This window comes from Buttiauxella noackiae ATCC 51607, assembly GCF_001654865.1.
Taxonomy (GTDB): Bacteria; Pseudomonadota; Gammaproteobacteria; order Enterobacterales; family Enterobacteriaceae; genus Buttiauxella; species Buttiauxella noackiae.
The window spans coordinates 1-17,101 of the sequence record NZ_LXEO01000026.1; the positions used below are offsets into that span (position 1 = coordinate 1).

Genomic DNA, 17,101 nt, shown 5'->3' on the forward strand with positions numbered 1-17,101 from the left:
GAGCAAGATCAGAGCACTTTTGATAAGTAAACGTTAATCCATCGATGATATTAACATTTTTCTTAAGGAATTCTTCTGAGAAAACAAGATTAACTCCCCACCCTCCAACTAATCCCGCCATTCCAACTTTAAGCAACCCAAACGTCAGTCGGGATAATTGATCTTTGGGCCTGAAAATCATTTTTATCAGATACATGAGCGTTGCGTTGTTCATTTCAACCCCTCAGAATTCCTGTCGCAAAATATTTTCATTTTCAAAATAGTAAAGCGCATTTTTTTCTGTTCCAATTATTATAAAAAAAAGCCTCTGTACAGGATTTCGTAACCTACATTGTTTCCAGTCCCTTATATCGGTGTATGAGGCGTGGGGATTTTTTTCAGGATGTGTATGCCACGTGCCAAAGTAAATCAATTGACCTTCAGAATCCTTATACAAACGATCGACAATACGCTGATGTTCGGGATCTCTGAGAGTAAAACTCATTCTTGAACATCGATCTTCTTTCTGTGGTACTGTGATTTCGACTAAACCGTAACGCTCAATCTCAAGTTCTTTGTTGCCAACGAGCACTCCAAATGCCTCAGGATCCATTGGCTTGAACTGTCGAAACCCCTGCCAGATATCCCTCACTTTGATTGAAATGTGGAGACTAAAATGTTCGGTATCGACAATTAGCGCATCAACATTATCCATTGCAGATATCACACTCTTCATTAAACAAGGGTAGCACTTCTAATATACGGGTGAATGCATGATACCTCCCGCTTAATTTGAATCCATTTGCTATCGCATCCCCAGAACTCCCTTTCCAGCTCACTCTGGATGATTCTCTAATCTTATCAAGAAGATATTTCACTCCGAGATCAGCGGTAATGAGAGCAGTTTGAGTTGAGGCTATGTATGAATAAGGTAGGAATGCATCGCCACATCCAGCATGGTTTTTAGTCAAATCTTGATTTGGAGCTAAAAAATTCAAGTTAGAAGCCAGTCCTCTTGAAAAATCAGCTGGGTCAACATATGCACACCGTAAGCAACCTTTTGTTCCTGGGATCGCCATAACGGCGTGCCCGCCTATTCCATACCCTTCAACCCATGTATTAATAACCGGGACATTAATTTTTTCTTTAATCAAATAATCATGAAACAATCTTTCTTGGGTCGGTGCTCCTATCGCTACGATGATGAGATCATACTTCATTAGTAAGTCACGACGCCTCAAATCAAGTAGCTTACCAGTGTAACTTCCAATCTCGAGCCATGGGTACTTGCTGGTGAGACTGTGCCACAATGCACTCGGTTTATGGAATGAAACATACTGAGGGGGCAAAATGTGGCGATAAAGATTATTCAGTGAAAGGGTCTCTGGATCATATAAATCTATATGGCCAACGCCAGAGGCTGCGAGTTTATCTGCAACATCTCCTCCTACGGAACCACATCCAACAAGCATAACTTTTTTGCTAGTAAGGGATTGTTCCGCTCCACTCCTTGGCATAATTCTTTCTTTATTAAAAGTTAATACGATGACGGGTTCAAGCGTCCATTCGGTCAGATGTGAATGCTTGAAAGGCAACGTTTTTCGACCTTTGCCAGAGTTCTTTTGGGAAAAATGGATTCCAAACCATGTGACTCCAGAGGGGGTTTGGGCATTAAAGACTAACCAAAACTCATGTGAACGCTTTTGAGCAAATTTTTGAGTTAATTTTATTTGAACATTCGTCGGTAGGTCTGACAGCAGGTCGAGATACCAGTCAGTAAGTTCATCTTTTTTCCATGGTGCCGGTTTTGCCACGCTCAACGGTATAACGAATCCGTTACCTTTTGCGGCTTGGCGATCTTTAAGAAGCTGATTGATAGGTGAAAAAACATTCTCTGGGACTGCCCCCTCAGCATAACCTAAATGATATTTTTCCAGACCTACGCTGCCTTTTCGCGGCTTAAGAACGCACAACTCTTCTGGTGTTTCGCTTTCAGTTAAACAGAGAAAGGGGGTTGTGTCCGGCTCAACGATATTCAACCAGCCAGCTTCAAATTCCCGAAGTAATTCCTTTGTATTCCATTCACTATCGATTAAAGCCCGGCTTAACAAAGAGACATGTCGTTTGAGCGATTCTTCGAAGGCTAGCTCAGGGCACTCAAAATTCACGGATACTGCGTCAGGTACATTCACACAAATACTTGCAAATTTACTTTCAGGATAGAATGCAGTGTGCGCAAGTCTGGGCAATGTTGATGGATCGACCAGGAGAAAGCTGGGCATTTTGGAGAGTTCAGGAACAGCGATATGCCAAAGAGTAACTGGCATACCGTTTATCTCCAGTTCGACGGCTAAGAATCCAACCTCTGCCGTCTTTGATGGAATTGCGGATACCTTGTATCCGCATTTGTTCAAGTGAGCCAGAATGAATGAATAATTCATGCGCCTTGCGATGTCCCCACTACTCCAGCTGATGCAAAAACAGTTTTAACAGCAGTTGACGATGCAGATGATGTTGCAGCACACTCAGGAAAATCTTCACCGAATGCACTTCGTAGCAACTCACACTGTTTGGACTCTTGCTCTTCATCAGCAACCTTATCCAAGGTTTTCAACAGTGCGCTCAGCTTATTGCGAAACTGGGTTCCTGTGACGATACTGCTGCTATGAAAAATATCTCTGTAAGGGCTCACTGGAAGCACAACATTAACACTGTATTTATCCACATTAACCAGAGTGAAATAGCTACGATAGTTAAGAATGTGGTTGATTGTCTTTCTCAGTGCAGTGAGGTCATCAGGAAAGCCTTCATCGTTGATGGAGGAGTTGAAGGACTCCTTAACCATGACCGCGATGCCAATTGAGTAGACTTTACGACGTACATCATCGCCAAATGTAAAATTTCTCCAGCGCTTGAGGTATCTGACAATACGCCGGAACTGCTCATGCTTATTCGAGCCATAAGCTTCATTAGCGTCATAATTATTCACCCAGTCAATAAGTTCACGTGGCGCGGCTCTGGCCCACTCACGATTATCCTCATCTGAATGTCTCTTGCCAACGGCCAATTCGTACTGGCCGTTATCGTACTTGCGGTAAATTGGGATATCGATATGAAGGTCATCAGCCTTGTAATCAGCAGTCACACAAGGTTTTTTGACCTTAGCATTTTTAAAGCCCCGACCTTCCAGCACTTCAAGAACAGCGAGCTTGGGTGTTATCGGGTTTTCTGGAGCGAGATCCGCTTCAATTACTATTGCACGGTCAATATCGAAATCCTGCCCTTTTTCACGGATCCCCGTGAAAGTAGCCAAAGACCCTTGAATGAAGTCCTCAATAACCGGATACCCATCCTCCTTGAACCGTTCAACGATATCTGCAGTAATACTATCGTCCTTGAGGCGGGCCGTCGTGTACTCCAGGTCCTTCCTTCCTAACTTGATAGCATCGTGAAAACTCTTAAATTTATTTTGAAGACTCATATTGACCCCGCATTTGTTGTGAACTAAACAACAAATGGAGCCGCTTCGCTTAATTTCAAGTGAACGAGTGAGAATTCAATCCAATTCTGATTTACATCAATAAAAATTAGCTTTGTTAAGGTAGTAAGCCTGTAAGGTTTAGTCTTTTTGAGGAGGTGGCTGACTAGCCATTTTTTTTATGAATGCTGTCAGCTTATCAATATCACCTTCAGCAATTGCTTTCTCATCTGGCGTGAGTGGGACTTCCTCAAGATACCGGCGTATGGAGGCCTTACTTTCAAGAGCTTGCGCCTGGGAACTGCTTTTCGGCAAGCTAAAATCACAGCCAATACAGGCCATTCTGTGCGGGCAACTGCTCCAAAACGGATTGGTGCAATACAAATCACCTAAATCATAGTATAGAGCAGGCCCTGATGACGTTAGGGCCTGACTGTCATGATCGATCAGCACGCTGATCATATGGGAAATTTTGTCCGCTTTCACAAAAGAAGCCGCCAGCCGTGTTGGGCGAATGCGGATGTAGTGCAGGGTCGAGCGTGGGCAGCTATGTCCGGACCATTCCATCAGCTCATGCAGAGTCATCCCCTGTGGCACACTGGCCAGTGCGGTAACGGCTGAGGCTCTACCGCGATGACTGGTGATCCGCCCCCGGCTGTCGTCGCAAGGGACGCCTGCCCGGGCGCATAAAACGGGAATGATGGTATTATTCAGTATTGAGTTTCCGATCCTCTTTCCCCTGTACTGAAATAAATAATTGACCCTTTCAGCAGTACGTTCATCAGTCAGGGGCGCTTGTTCTGTCGGGCGTTCCTGTAACCACAAATCTACATACTTTTTCACGACACTGGCAACTGGTTTGACAAATGCCTTTGACGTTTTTCCTGCCGGTACATCCAGGTAACAAAGGGTTCCGGCCGGAATAATGCTACCGTCGTCGTGAACAATATCATCTGTCTGTTCGTGCACACAGCCTACACTCAATCGTAATATTTCATTCTGTCTTAACCCTGCATGAGTCCAGATAACCGCCATAGCCTGGTGCATGGCAAACGGATAATGGATCTCGGTCAGCATATCCTCCGTTCGTAAATTCAGGCTGGCCCAGATCAGCTTCAACCACACCGGGTCGTCAATAACTCTGGGGTTAACTCCACGGATAAATGATGGTGTATCGGGTGTTGCCAGGTGACGGTATGGGTTTAGCTTCAGTCGTCCCCATCCCCAGAGTTCATAGTCAACAAAAAAGCGCCGAAGAGCATACAAAAAAGATGCCCTGGAATTACTCATCAGTGGCTGCCCGGACCGGGCGGATACACGCCTCGTTTCCTCAGGCTCCAGGGAAAGCTCATCAACATTCATTCTTCCCAGCGCGGCGATGAAACTGGCGCAGGTACTAATGTTCCAGTCAGCAGGCTCGCGGATATCAGGACAGTCTCTGGCAAGCCACAAACCGATACGCAAAATAAAGCTGTAAGTTGTTTCGCGAGTCTTGGGGCGCAGCACGGAAGTTTCCCGCCACCGATGACACCATTCAACCCATTCTGAGGCAATTCCGTCAGTCCTCTTTTCTTTCCAGCCGATATAACCCCGCATGCGCAATGGACGGGCCAGAATCCCCATGGCTGCCAGCCCGTGAGATACCTTACCTACAGCTCTGGCGATCCCTTCTGTACGATACTGCTGGCCCCGTTTGAGCAGTTCTTCGGTAAAACTTTCCAGACGAGGATCACCATTTTCCAGCATCAACATCCCCAGAACCGCCGAGAGAAACATCTCCTGTGTATGACGGGAGTACCCGAGAGCCACAAGCACCTCCGACAAGCGGTTCAGTTCCTGCTGAAAAAAATCTCGTCCAAATGCAGCTTTGGCATAATGTGCAGGTTGTCGGAATCGCTTGCTGTACAGCGGAAAAGGAACATCGGCAAGATGAAAAGCCCAAGCAGATAAAAGTGGACCACTAATACGCCAATTCTGATACAACCCTTGCCAGATCTCTTCGCCCCAGCAGTTGCAAGGTTGATCTCTGAGAGCCATTTCGGTCAGTACTGCCTGAAGGGTGAGTTTAGTCAGCTCCTGGCTGATGCCGGCGTTTTGGGCAATATCAAAAAATGGTTGTAACAGTGGTGGAACGGGTATCTGGTTTATAAAGGCATAGCGGCGTTGCTGTGTACTGATAGCCGCCCGCTCTTCCTCAGAGAAAAATATCTTGAGGTTGTATATTGTTCGATCAAAGGGATGCCAGACAATCCCGGTCAAAGTGTCCGGTTTCATAGTAATCTCCTCACACCATCAAAATACAATTCCGGCTATTTTCAGATCCAGATCTGCAACCGCACCAGCCATCCTGGCAGCGAGTTCTGTCCCGGACAGGTGCAAATAAATCTGAGTAGTTCTGGGATCCCGATGTCCGGCATACGCTGCAAGTTCATGTAATGACCATCCCGCCCGCGCCAGATGAGTCAGGCGCAGGTGACGGAAAGTATGAGTGGAGAAATAAGGCAGTCCGGATTTAAGGCCCCAACTGCGGACGATTTTACTCCAGGCCCAGATGCTCAATGGCATACCGTGATTCCGGTCTGATACTGAACGAAATAATGGACCACCAGATAAACCACTTTTCCGTAACTGTTGCAAATGGGCAGCAAGTACAGGTACTACCGCCGGGCTGTAACAGACAATACGTTCGCGATGATTCTTGGTTGTCTCGGCACGAATACGGATCAATCGAAGACCTAGATCGAGATCATCAACTCGAAGTGCCGTCACCTCAGCTCGTCTTAATGCGCCATAGTAGGCCAGAGTCAGCATCAGACGGTCGCGTAACGTTGCGGTGGCAGCCTGTTGCAGTAGGGTAAACCAGCCATGATCATCAGGAATACGGGGAAGGCGGGTGATACGCGGCACCAGCCCACGCCCGCTGAAAACCGGGCCAGGCAACATCGCCCGGGGAACCGGGCTGGTTTCACAGAGTTCCTGGTAATAAAGATAATCGTACCAGAGCCGGATAGCAGAGATACGCAACTGGAGTGTGGAACTGGATACCGGATGCGCCATTCCAGGTAATTGGGGGCGAATATAACCGGAAAAATCCTCAAAATGGGCTGATGTGGGAGGAATTGATTTCGCTTCGCAGTAGCGTAAGTAATGTGTCAGTGCCCCTCGGTAGGCTTTAATCGTTGCTTCAGCCCGGCCCAGGTCAGTCAGTAGTCCGAGCCATTGTTCAACAAGATGCATACTGGCACTGAAAAGTGGATTGCTGACCATTATGTTTACCTCTTTTGACAGAGAAACAGGTGCAGTTTAGTTTAAACGGCTCGATCAGATGTTGCATTCCACTTAACTTACTACAGCTCGTAGTTGCTACTAAAAGCAGTAACACCATAGTGATGAAAGAGTTCCTTCTGTTTGAAATAGGGACCACCCATTTGTACACCACAGTTTTTAGCCTCAGCGTTGCAGGCCACCACGCCCCCATCATTGTTACTTAACACCACCACCGGTTTCCCTTTCAGGTCGGGTCGAAAAACCGTTTCACAGCTGGCATAGAAGCTATTTACATCGACCAGGGCAAACATCATTAACTCATCTGTTTAATGGCGTAAGTCACAACACCAAATATCTCCAGCGCTTCTTCACCGAGACGAATGGGCTGGAAAGAACGATTAAGCGGAGTCAATTGAATCACAGGCCTGAGCTGTAGTTGTCTGACGACAAATTCGCCATTAATCGCCGCAATGACAATGTTGTTATGCACCGCAGTTCTTGCACTGTCGATTACCAGCAGGTCACCATTGCCGATACCGCCCTCTTTCATCGAATCGTCAGATGCGCGCACGAAGTATGTAGCAGCAGGACGCTTAACCAGTAACTCATGAAGATCGATGCCCTTTTCAGCATAGTCCTGTGCAGGTGATGGAAAGGCTGCCATAGTCATTCTCCATACGTCGTTGATTGATAAAAAATAAAAAACGTTTGCGACATTCTGAATCCCATACAAACAGCTTACTGTATATATATACAGTATCGTTAAATGAACGAGCCGATCAAGTCACTTGCAGGCAGATTCTTATAACGATTTGAAGAGGTGGAGAATTTAATTAGCCGAAACAGAGCAAGATGAATCGCAACCCACATTTGCCCTACCGCTTCAGCCCTCACCGTTCTATGCTTAGTTGATGGAGAAAATGACTGAATTGAAACGCACCAAGCGCCTTGCGCTTTCCTTGCTGCTGATTGCGGCTGTGACTTTTGTGATAACCCTCTTTTTGCCACCGGGATTCTGGGTTAGCGGCTTAAAAGCGATTGCTGAAGCCGCTATGGTCGGTGCACTCGCTGACTGGTTTGCCGTTACCGCATTGTTTCATCGCGTGCCGATCCCCTTTATTTCCCGTCATACGGCGATTATTCCGCGCAACAAAGACCGCATTGGTGAAAACCTGGGTGTCTTTGTGCAGGAAAAATTTCTTGATACTCAATCACTAATAACGCTGATTCGCCGACACGAACCGGCGCATATGATTGGCCAGTGGTTTAGCAAGCCCGACAATGCACAGCGCGTTGGTCAGCATCTGCTGCAAGTGATGAGCGCATTTTTGGACTTAACAGACGATGCGCGTATCCAGCGCTTGATTCGCCAGGCGGTGCATAAGGCCATTGATAAAGTCGATTTAACGCATTCAAGTGCTCTGTTGCTGGAAAGCCTGACCAAAAATAACCGCCATCAGGAACTGCTTGATGCTGTGATTGCTCAAATGCTGGCACTGATTAAACGTGACAGTACGCGGGCGTTTATTGCCCACCAGATTGTGCGCTGGCTAGAAACGGAGCACCCGCGTAAAGCTAAATTGTTACCAACAGAATGGCTCGGGGAGCACAGTGCAGAGCTGGTTTCCAATGCGGTGAACTCATTTCTCGATGATGTTAGTCACGATCAAGGCCACCAGATCCGCCAGGCATTCGATCGCGCCACATTAAAGCTCATTGAGAATCTTAAACACTCGCCGCAGATGGCGGAAAAAGCAGACAACATTAAGAGTTATTTGAAAGAGGATGAGGCGTTTAACCGCTATTTGGGCGAACTTTGGGGCGATTTACGGCAATGGCTGAAGGTTGATGTTAATGCTGAGGACTCGCGAGTGAAACAGCGAATTGCTGAGGCTGGACAGTGGCTTGGGGAAACGTTGGTTGCTGACAGCGCGTTACGCGCTTCATTAAACGAGCATCTGGAGCAGGCAGTACAAAAGGTTGCTCCTGAGTTTGCTACGTTCCTGACTCGCCATATTAGCGATACGGTCAAAAGTTGGGATGCGCAGGATATGTCGCGGCAAATCGAATTGAATATTGGTAAAGACTTACAGTTTATCCGTATTAACGGCACGTTGGTTGGGGGGGCAATCGGGCTGGTGCTTTACCTGCTGTCGCAAATACCGACGGTGCTGCCGTTACTGAACTTCTAATGAACTTAACTGAGTTGTATAGAGTATAAAGAAAACGCCCGCATCAGCGGGCGTTAGAAAATCAATGGTTTTGTTTCGGTTGGTCGCGATGACCGACTTTTGAGAAGACGTTAAAGACTTCACCCAATCCATAGATAAGACCGAGAATCACCGCCATAACGATTGGCACCATGACCACGGCAAACACCAAGCTTTTCAATAACTCTAACATGGATGCCTCCAACAAAAGTGAGAGCGGTTATTCTAACGAGCTGACAGAAAAACGCACTCTCCTTTTGTGCGATTTGCCCAACCCCGCGCAATAGAGGAAAATGGCGTTTTCATTATTGCGGAGAGGTTATGCAAGCTGAAATTTTACTGACGCTGAAACTCCAGCAGCGGCTGTTCGCCGATCCACGTCGTATCGCGCTACTTAAACAAATACAATATACCGGCTCAATTAGCCAGGGTGCAAAGCTTGCGGGCATCAGCTACAAAAGTGCCTGGGATGCTATCAACGAGATGAATCAGTTAAGCGACGAGACATTAGTTGAACGAGCAACAGGCGGTAAAGGTGGCGGAGGCGCGATACTGACACGCTATGGCGAACGTCTTATCCAACTGTATGAACTGCTGGCGCAAATCCAACAAAAAGCTTTTGATGTACTGCGTGATGACGCGCTGCCGCTCGATAGTCTACTCGCGGCAATCTCACGATTTTCATTGCAAACCAGCGCCCGTAATCAGCTTTTTGGCACCGTGCTGCACCGTGACAGTGAAAAAGTTCAGCAACATGTTGATATATTGCTGGCTGATGGTTCGACGCGCTTACAAGCAGCAATTACCCGTCAAAGCGCAGAACGCCTGGGTTTGAGCGAAGGCAAAGAAGTCCTAGTGCTGATTAAAGCACCGTGGGTAGAAATCACCACCGATGCAAAACGTGCAAGTGGCGCAGAAAACCAACTCACCGGCATTGTCAGCAATATTCAGCAAGGTGCGGAACAAAGCGAAGTTCTGGTGCAATTACCTGATGGACAAACGCTTTGTGCTACCGTTCCAAATAATGTAGTGGAAACCCAGCAACTGGTAGAAGGTGCTGAAGTCATAGCATTTTTTAATGCCGATCGCGTGATTATCGCCACTCTGTGCTAAATAAAACTGGCGAATTGACAACAAGACAGGCAATCCGTAAATCTGAGTTTAATGACTGCAAAAAATGGGATGAACTATGTCGACGTTGCAAATTTCGCAAGGGATCTTTTACCTTAGCGACACCCGAACTCTGGCCCTCAATGACTTAACCATTCGCGCCGGTGAAAGCTGGGCGTTTGTGGGTGCCAACGGCAGTGGGAAATCAGCCCTCGCCCGCGCACTTGCAGGCTCCCTTCCCGTGCAGAAAGGCAAACGCGAGAGTTCATTTTCGCGCATTGCTCATCTTTCCTTTGAACAACTGCAAAAATTAGTCAGCGATGAATGGCAGCGCAATAACACTGACCTGTTGAGCCCTGACGAAGACGATACAGGCCGCACGACGGCGGAAATTATTCAGGATGAAGTCAAAGATGAAAACCGCTGCCAGAAACTTGCGCAGCTTTTTGGCATTACCCCATTACTGACTCGCCGCTTTAAATACCTGTCGACGGGTGAAACACGCAAAACCTTGCTCTGCCAGGCGCTGATGCCGCAGCCAGATTTGCTGATTTTTGATGAACCGTTTGACGGGCTGGACGTGAAATCCCGCGAACAGTTGGCCGGATTATTGGGCGAACTGAGCACGCAAGGTTATACCGTTGTACTGGTGCTTAACCGCTTCGATGAAATCCCTGATTTTGTGCAGCACGCTGGCGTGCTGGCCGATTGCGCACTGATTGAAGTCGGCGAAAAACAAAAACTCCTTGAACAGGCGCTGATTGCCCAACTCGCGCACAGTGAAAAACTGGCGGGCGTTGCGCTGCCCGAAGCGGACGATCCGAGCGCGCGCTACACACTGCCGGAAGATCAGCCACGGATTATTCTGCGCGACGGCGTTGTGGAATATAACGACAGGCCGATCCTGCATAAGCTTTCCTGGACGGTAAACCCAGGCGAACACTGGCAAATCGTCGGCCCGAACGGAGCGGGTAAATCGACATTATTGAGTCTGATAACGGGCGATCATCCGCAGGGTTACAGTAATGATTTGACGCTGTTTGGCCGCCGCCGTGGTAGCGGTGAAACCATCTGGGATATCAAAAAGCACATCGGTTATGTCAGCAGCAATTTGCATCTGGACTACCGCGTCAGCACCACGGTGCGCAACGTTGTGCTGTCGGGCTATTTTGATTCAATTGGCATTTATCAGGCTGTTTCGGACCGCCAGCAGAAACTTGCCCGCGAGTGGCTGAACATGCTCGGCATGGATAACGCTATCGCTGATGCGCCATTCCACAGTCTGTCATGGGGCCAGCAACGTCTCGCGTTGATTGCCCGTGCGTTGGTTAAACACCCAACGTTATTGATTCTGGATGAACCTCTACAAGGGCTCGACCCATTGAACCGTCAGTTAGTACGCCGCTTCATTGATATATTGATTGGTGAAGGGGAAACGCAACTGCTATTTGTCTCTCACCATGCCGAAGACGCGCCTGAATGCATTACTAAGCGGCTGACTTTCGTTGCCGATGGCGATGCTTATCGTTACGAGTTTGAAGATTTATAGCCCCTGAACGATAAAGCCCTTTTCGTCGGGGTGGCGGCGTTTTCGTTTAGCCACCCTACTTTCAGACAACCCGCAGCCTGCTCATAGCTACCATTTGTTTTATAATCATTTTTGCTACTACAGAGCGCTGTTGAAATATCAGTGTAAACGATTCCACTAATTTATCCCATGTCACACTTTTGCCATCTCTGTTATGCTATGTTTAATACATACCATACGCGTAATGGAGAGCAAAATGAGAGTATTGGTAACAGGTGGTAGCGGTTACATTGGCAGTCATACCTGCGTGCAACTGCTGCAAAATGGTCATGATGTCGTCATTCTGGACAATTTGTGTAATAGCAAACGTAGTGTGCTGCCAGTAATTGAACGTCTTGGCGGCAAACACCCTCTGTTCATTGACGGCGATATCCGTGATGAAGCATTGCTGGCAGAAATTTTCCACGATCACCAAATTGATGCCGTAATTCATTTTGCCGGGCTCAAAGCCGTTGGCGAATCGGTTAACAAGCCGCTGGAATATTACGACAACAACGTTACCGGCACCTTGCGCCTGATTTCTGCCATGCGCGCGGCTAATGTCACCAACTTCATCTTCAGCTCATCTGCCACAGTTTATGGCGACCAGCCACAAATCCCTTACGTAGAAAGCTTCCCAACCGGCACACCTGCAAGCCCATATGGCCGCAGCAAGTTAATGGTTGAACAGATTCTGGCTGATTTGCAAAAAGCCCAGCCGAACTGGAGCGTGGCATTGCTGCGTTACTTCAACCCGGTCGGTGCACATCCGTCAGGCGATATGGGTGAAGACCCGCAAGGTATTCCAAACAATCTGATGCCGTACATTGCGCAGGTTGCAGTAGGACGTCGTGATTCACTGGCAGTCTTTGGTAACGATTACCCAACCGAAGACGGTACTGGCGTGCGCGACTACATTCACGTTATGGATCTTGCCGATGGCCATGTTGCAGCAATGCAAACCCTACAAGGCAAGCCTGGCGTGCATATCTATAACCTCGGTGCAGGTATCGGTAGCAGCGTGCTGGACGTTATCAACGCTTTCAGTACCGCTTGCGGAAAGCCGGTGAATTACCACTTTGCCCCGCGTCGTGATGGTGATCTTCCCGCTTACTGGGCTGATGCAACCAAAGCCGACAACGAACTTAACTGGCGTGTCAGCCGTACTCTGCAAGAAATGGCAGATGATACCTGGCGCTGGCAGTCTCGCCATCCTCAAGGTTATCCAGACTAAGGAAATGTGATGGAGCAGTTTAACCCGGTGGATCATCCACATCGCCGTTTTAACCCACTAACCGGACAATGGATTCTGGTCTCTCCACATCGGGCTAAGCGCCCTTGGCAGGGAGCCCAGGAAACACCATCAAAGGAAACATTACCGACGCACGATCCGGATTGTTTCCTGTGTCCTGGAAATACGCGCGTCACTGGTGATAAAAATCCGCAATATACCGGTACCTTTGTTTTTACTAACGACTTTGCTGCATTGATGACAGACACCCCAGATGCACCTGAAAACAGCGATCCACTTTTACGTTGTGAAAGCGCTCGCGGTACCAGCCGGGTTATCTGCTTCTCCCCAGATCACAGCAAAACGCTACCGCAACTTTCCGTGCCAGCACTGGAAGAAGTGGTCAAAACCTGGCAAGAACAGACTGCCGATTTGGGTAAAACCTATCCGTGGGTACAGGTTTTTGAAAACAAAGGCGCTGCTATGGGCTGCTCCAACCCCCATCCGCACGGCCAGGTTTGGGCAAACAGCTTCCTGCCAAACGAAGTGGCGCGTGAAGATGTGCTACAGCGCGAATACTTTGCCAAAAATGGCTCGCCGATGTTGGTCGATTATGCACAGCGTGAGCTTAAAGACGGTAGCCGTACGGTGGTAGAAACCGAACACTGGATTGCCGTGGTGCCGTACTGGGCGGCGTGGCCGTTCGAAACGTTGCTACTGCCAAAAACACATATTCTACGCATCACCGATCTTAGCGCCGGGCAAAGCAGCGATTTGGCGTTGGCGCTAAAAAAACTGACCAGCCGTTACGACAACCTTTTCCAGTGCTCATTCCCCTATTCCATGGGCTGGCACGGCGCACCGTTTAATGGTGAGGAAAATGGCCACTGGCAGTTGCATGCTCACTTCTATCCGCCGCTGCTGCGTAGCGCAACAGTGCGTAAATTTATGGTCGGCTATGAAATGCTGGCTGAAACCCAACGTGATTTAACCGCAGAGCAAGCCGCAGAACGCTTGCGTGCCGTATCCGATATTCACTTTCGCCAATCCGGAGAATAAAAATGAGTCTGAAAGATAAAACCCAACACCTCTTCGCCGAACAATTTGGTTATCCGGCGACCCATACAATTCAGGCTCCAGGCCGGGTTAACCTGATTGGCGAACACACTGATTATAACGACGGTTTTGTGCTGCCTTGCGCTATTGATTACCAGACGGTGATCAGTTGCGCGAAACGTGATGACCGTCTGGTACGCGTGATTGCTGCAGATTACGATAACCAAACGGATGAATTTTCGTTGGATAAACCCATTCTGAGCCACGACACACAGCAGTGGTCCAACTATGTTCGCGGTGTCGTTAAGCATTTACAAAAGCGCGATAAAAACTTTGGCGGTGCCGATCTAGTGATCAGCGGTAACGTGCCACAGGGCGCGGGCTTGAGTTCTTCCGCTTCTCTGGAGGTCGCGGTAGGTACTGTGTTCCAGAAGCTTTATCACCTGTCGCTTGATGGCTCGCAAATTGCCTTAAATGGCCAGGAAGCTGAAAATCAATTTGTCGGCTGTAACTGCGGCATCATGGATCAGCTAATTTCAGCGTTAGGCAAAAAAGATCACGCGTTGCTGATTGATTGCCGCACGCTCGGCACTAAAGCGGTGTCGATGCCCAAAGGCGTTGCTGTCGTTATTATCAACAGTAACTTCAAACGTACTCTGGTAGGCAGTGAATACAATACACGCCGCGAGCAATGCGAAACCGGTGCGCGTTTCTTTACGCAGAAAGCACTACGCGATGTTGAGCTTTCCAAGTTTAATGAAGTCGCTCATGAGCTTGACCCGATTGTTGCGAAACGCGTACGCCACGTCCTGACTGAAAACATCCGTACCGTAGAGGCCGCTGATGCGCTGGCAAAAGGTGATCTAAAACGTATGGGCGTGCTGATGGCTGAATCTCACGCTTCTATGCGCGATGATTTCGAAATTACCGTGCCGCAGATTGATACTTTAGTTGAAATCGTCAAAGCGACTATCGGCGACAAAGGCGGTGTGCGTATGACCGGCGGCGGCTTCGGTGGCTGTATCGTGGCGCTGATTCCGGAAGATTTGGTACCTGCGGTTAAACAGGCTGTCGAAAAACAGTACGAAGCGAAAACCGGTATCAAAGAAACCTTCTATGTGTGCAAACCTTCAGAGGGTGCTGGCCAATGCTAAAAGAGACTCCACAGCTCGCACCCGACGGGCAACCCTTCCGCATCTCCACCCTGCGCAATAGCACAGGGCTGGTGGTCACTGTAATGGACTGGGGCGCAACCCTGTTGTCATGCCGTGTGCCAATGAAAGATGGAACCGTGCGTGAAACACTGCTTGGTTGCGAAACACCTGAAGATTACCTCAATCAGGCAGCTTATCTGGGCGCAACAGTTGGCCGTTATGCCAACCGCATTGCGAACAGCCAGTTTGAGCGCGATGGTGTCACTGTTAAGGTGACAGCAAATCAGGGGGCTCATCAGTTGCATGGTGGGCCTGATGGTTTTGATAAACGCCGCTGGCGGATTGTGCGCCAGAATGAGCATGAGGTGCTATATACACTTGATTCTCAAGACGGCGACCAGGGATTCCCCGGCGAATTGCGCGCAACGGCGCGTTATGCGCTTACCGAAGATAACTGCATCACCATCGAATTCCGTGCCAAAACCAGTAAACCATGCCCGGTAAACCTGACTAATCACGCTTATTTCAATCTTGATGGTAAGCAAAACGATATTCGTCAACATCGCCTTCAACTGCTGGCAGATAGCTATTTACCGGTCGACAGCAACGGTATTCCACAAGCAGGTATTGCCGATGTTATGAACACAGGTTTTGATTTCCGCACGCCAAAAACTATCGCCGATGATTTCCTGCGTGACAACGACCAGGTGTTGGTAAAAGGCTACGATCACGCTTTCTTGTTGCAGGCGCAAGGTGATGCAAGCCAGGCTGCGGTGCATGTCTGGTCGAGCGATAATAAACTGCAAATGACGGTCTACACCACGGCCCCTGCCCTGCAGTTTTATAGCGGCAATTACCTGGACGGAACACCAGCAAGAGAACAAGGCACTTACAGTGCTTACCAGGGCCTGGCACTGGAAAGTGAATTCCTGCCGGATAGCCCAAATCATCCTGAATGGCCGCAACCCGATTGCTGGTTACAGCCAGATGATGAATATTTGAGCATTACAGAATACGAATTTATTGCGCTTTAAACTTCTCGCCCTCCACAATGGAGGGCGATTCTTATCCCGATCGCTGGATTTCCCGCCATTTAGCGACAAAAATATAACAACCATTCACATCCACCTTACACTCCACACTCTTTTTCGCTATGTTAAACGTTTAGCATTGCCGCTTGCCCCTTCGCGGCAATATAATGATAATCGTTATCATTAATCGCAGGCTTATTAAGGAGTAAACTATGGCTGTTACTAAGCTGGTTCTGGTTCGTCACGGTGAAAGCCAGTGGAACAATGAAAACCGCTTCACCGGTTGGTATGACGTTGATCTGTCTGAGAAAGGTAAAACTGAAGCGAAAGCGGCAGGCAAGCTGCTGAAAGATGAAGGCTACTCCTTCGACTTTGCTTATACTTCAGTGCTGAAACGTGCCATCCATACACTGTGGAATATCCTCGATGAACTGGATCAGGCATGGCTGCCAGTTGAGAAATCCTGGAAGCTAAATGAGCGCCACTATGGTGCGCTTCAGGGTCTGAACAAAGCGGAAACTGCTGAGAAATACGGTGATGAGCAAGTTAAGCAATGGCGCCGTGGATTTGCGATCACGCCTCCAGAACTGACGCGTGATGACGAACGCTTCCCAGGCCATGACCCACGTTATGCAAGCCTGACCGATAAAGAACTACCAGTAACGGAAAGCCTGGCACTGACTATCGATCGCGTTATTCCTTACTGGAACGAAACCATTCTGCCACGCATGAAAAGCGGCGAGCGTGTAATTGTTGCCGCTCACGGTAACTCCCTGCGCGCATTGGTTAAATTCCTTGATAACCTGAGCGAAGATGAAATTCTTGAGCTGAATATCCCAACTGGCGTGCCACTGGTATATGAGTTCGATGAGAATTTCAAACCACTGAAACGCTACTATCTGGGTAATGCTGATGAAATCGCAGCAAAAGCCGCAGCGGTAGCCAACCAGGGTAAAGCGAAGTAATTCGTTAGATGTGAAAAAGGCGTGGTGAAAACCACGCCTTTTTTATTGTGATT

General features: G+C 48.4%; 15 protein-coding genes and 2 pseudogenes. 8 read left to right on the forward strand and 9 right to left on the reverse strand.

Annotation, left to right across the window (positions count from 1 at the left end):
- The 8 genes and pseudogenes from M979_RS10735 to umuD form a co-directional block, all read right to left on the reverse strand.
- Nucleotides 1-214 (reverse strand): annotated as a pseudogene (locus M979_RS10735) (SAVED domain-containing protein); the annotation flags it as partial.
- Between the two features lie 9 nt (nt 215-223).
- Nucleotides 224-694, reverse strand: coding sequence for a Mov34/MPN/PAD-1 family protein (locus M979_RS10740; protein WP_064554934.1), 471 nt, complete (start codon nt 692-694; stop codon nt 224-226).
- On the reverse strand, nt 687-2,420 hold the full coding sequence (locus M979_RS10745; RefSeq protein ID WP_064554935.1) for a ThiF family adenylyltransferase: 1,734 nt from the start codon (nt 2,418-2,420) through the stop codon (nt 687-689). The genes M979_RS10740 and M979_RS10745 overlap by 8 nt, the downstream gene beginning before the upstream one ends.
- Complete coding sequence (locus M979_RS10750) at nt 2,417-3,460, reverse strand: nucleotidyltransferase domain-containing protein (RefSeq protein WP_064554936.1); 1,044 nt, start codon at nt 3,458-3,460, stop codon at nt 2,417-2,419. Before M979_RS10750 ends, M979_RS10745 begins: the two co-directional genes overlap by 4 nt.
- A gap of 138 nt (nt 3,461-3,598) precedes the next feature.
- Complete coding sequence (locus M979_RS10755) at nt 3,599-5,731, reverse strand: tyrosine-type recombinase/integrase (RefSeq protein WP_064554937.1); 2,133 nt, start codon at nt 5,729-5,731, stop codon at nt 3,599-3,601.
- An 18-nt stretch (nt 5,732-5,749) separates the two neighbouring features.
- Nucleotides 5,750-6,724, reverse strand: coding sequence for a tyrosine-type recombinase/integrase (locus M979_RS10760; RefSeq protein ID WP_064554938.1), 975 nt, complete (start codon nt 6,722-6,724; stop codon nt 5,750-5,752).
- 83 nt (nt 6,725-6,807) lie between these two features.
- A pseudogene (locus M979_RS10765) lies at nt 6,808-7,035 on the reverse strand (Y-family DNA polymerase); the annotation flags it as partial.
- Between the two features lie 2 nt (nt 7,036-7,037).
- Nucleotides 7,038-7,394, reverse strand: coding sequence for a translesion error-prone DNA polymerase V autoproteolytic subunit (gene umuD / locus M979_RS10770; protein WP_122974016.1), 357 nt, complete (start codon nt 7,392-7,394; stop codon nt 7,038-7,040).
- Nucleotides 7,395-7,635: 241 nt separating this feature from the next.
- Between umuD and M979_RS10775 the strand changes: the two genes are divergently transcribed.
- The gene (locus M979_RS10775) at nt 7,636-8,916 is read left to right on the forward strand and encodes a DUF445 domain-containing protein (protein WP_064554940.1); all 1,281 of its coding nucleotides are present in this window, start codon (nt 7,636-7,638) and stop codon (nt 8,914-8,916) included.
- A gap of 61 nt (nt 8,917-8,977) precedes the next feature.
- Here the strand turns inward: M979_RS10775 and M979_RS10780 are convergent, their stop codons facing one another.
- Nucleotides 8,978-9,127 carry an AcrZ family multidrug efflux pump-associated protein gene (locus tag M979_RS10780; RefSeq protein ID WP_034458718.1) on the reverse strand — a complete coding sequence of 50 codons (150 nt, stop codon included), beginning with the start codon at nt 9,125-9,127 and terminating at the stop codon, nt 8,978-8,980.
- Nucleotides 9,128-9,255: 128 nt separating this feature from the next.
- On the opposite strand from M979_RS10780, the gene modE reads away from it, so the two are divergent.
- From modE to gpmA, 7 genes are all read left to right on the forward strand, one after another.
- On the forward strand, nt 9,256-10,047 hold the full coding sequence (gene modE / locus M979_RS10785; RefSeq protein ID WP_064554941.1) for a molybdenum-dependent transcriptional regulator: 792 nt from the start codon (nt 9,256-9,258) through the stop codon (nt 10,045-10,047).
- 76 nt (nt 10,048-10,123) lie between these two features.
- Nucleotides 10,124-11,593, forward strand: coding sequence for a molybdate ABC transporter ATP-binding protein ModF (gene modF, locus M979_RS10790; protein WP_064554942.1), 1,470 nt, complete (start codon nt 10,124-10,126; stop codon nt 11,591-11,593).
- A 235-nt stretch (nt 11,594-11,828) separates the two neighbouring features.
- Nucleotides 11,829-12,845 carry a UDP-glucose 4-epimerase GalE gene (gene galE / locus M979_RS10795; RefSeq protein WP_064554943.1) on the forward strand — a complete coding sequence of 339 codons (1,017 nt, stop codon included), beginning with the start codon at nt 11,829-11,831 and terminating at the stop codon, nt 12,843-12,845.
- Nucleotides 12,846-12,854: 9 nt separating this feature from the next.
- Nucleotides 12,855-13,901: a galactose-1-phosphate uridylyltransferase gene (gene galT / locus M979_RS10800; protein WP_064554944.1), complete on the forward strand. Its 1,047-nt coding sequence runs from the start codon at nt 12,855-12,857 to the stop codon at nt 13,899-13,901.
- Nucleotides 13,902-13,903: 2 nt separating this feature from the next.
- Nucleotides 13,904-15,052 carry a galactokinase gene (gene galK / locus M979_RS10805; RefSeq protein WP_034458727.1) on the forward strand — a complete coding sequence of 383 codons (1,149 nt, stop codon included), beginning with the start codon at nt 13,904-13,906 and terminating at the stop codon, nt 15,050-15,052.
- Nucleotides 15,046-16,086, forward strand: coding sequence for a galactose-1-epimerase (gene galM, locus M979_RS10810; RefSeq protein ID WP_064554945.1), 1,041 nt, complete (start codon nt 15,046-15,048; stop codon nt 16,084-16,086). The genes galK and galM overlap by 7 nt, the downstream gene beginning before the upstream one ends.
- Before the next feature lie 209 nt (nt 16,087-16,295).
- A complete protein-coding gene (gene gpmA / locus M979_RS10815; RefSeq protein ID WP_034458731.1) occupies nt 16,296-17,048 on the forward strand; it encodes a 2,3-diphosphoglycerate-dependent phosphoglycerate mutase in 753 nt (250 codons plus the stop codon).
- Nucleotides 17,049-17,101 lie beyond the last annotated feature (53 nt).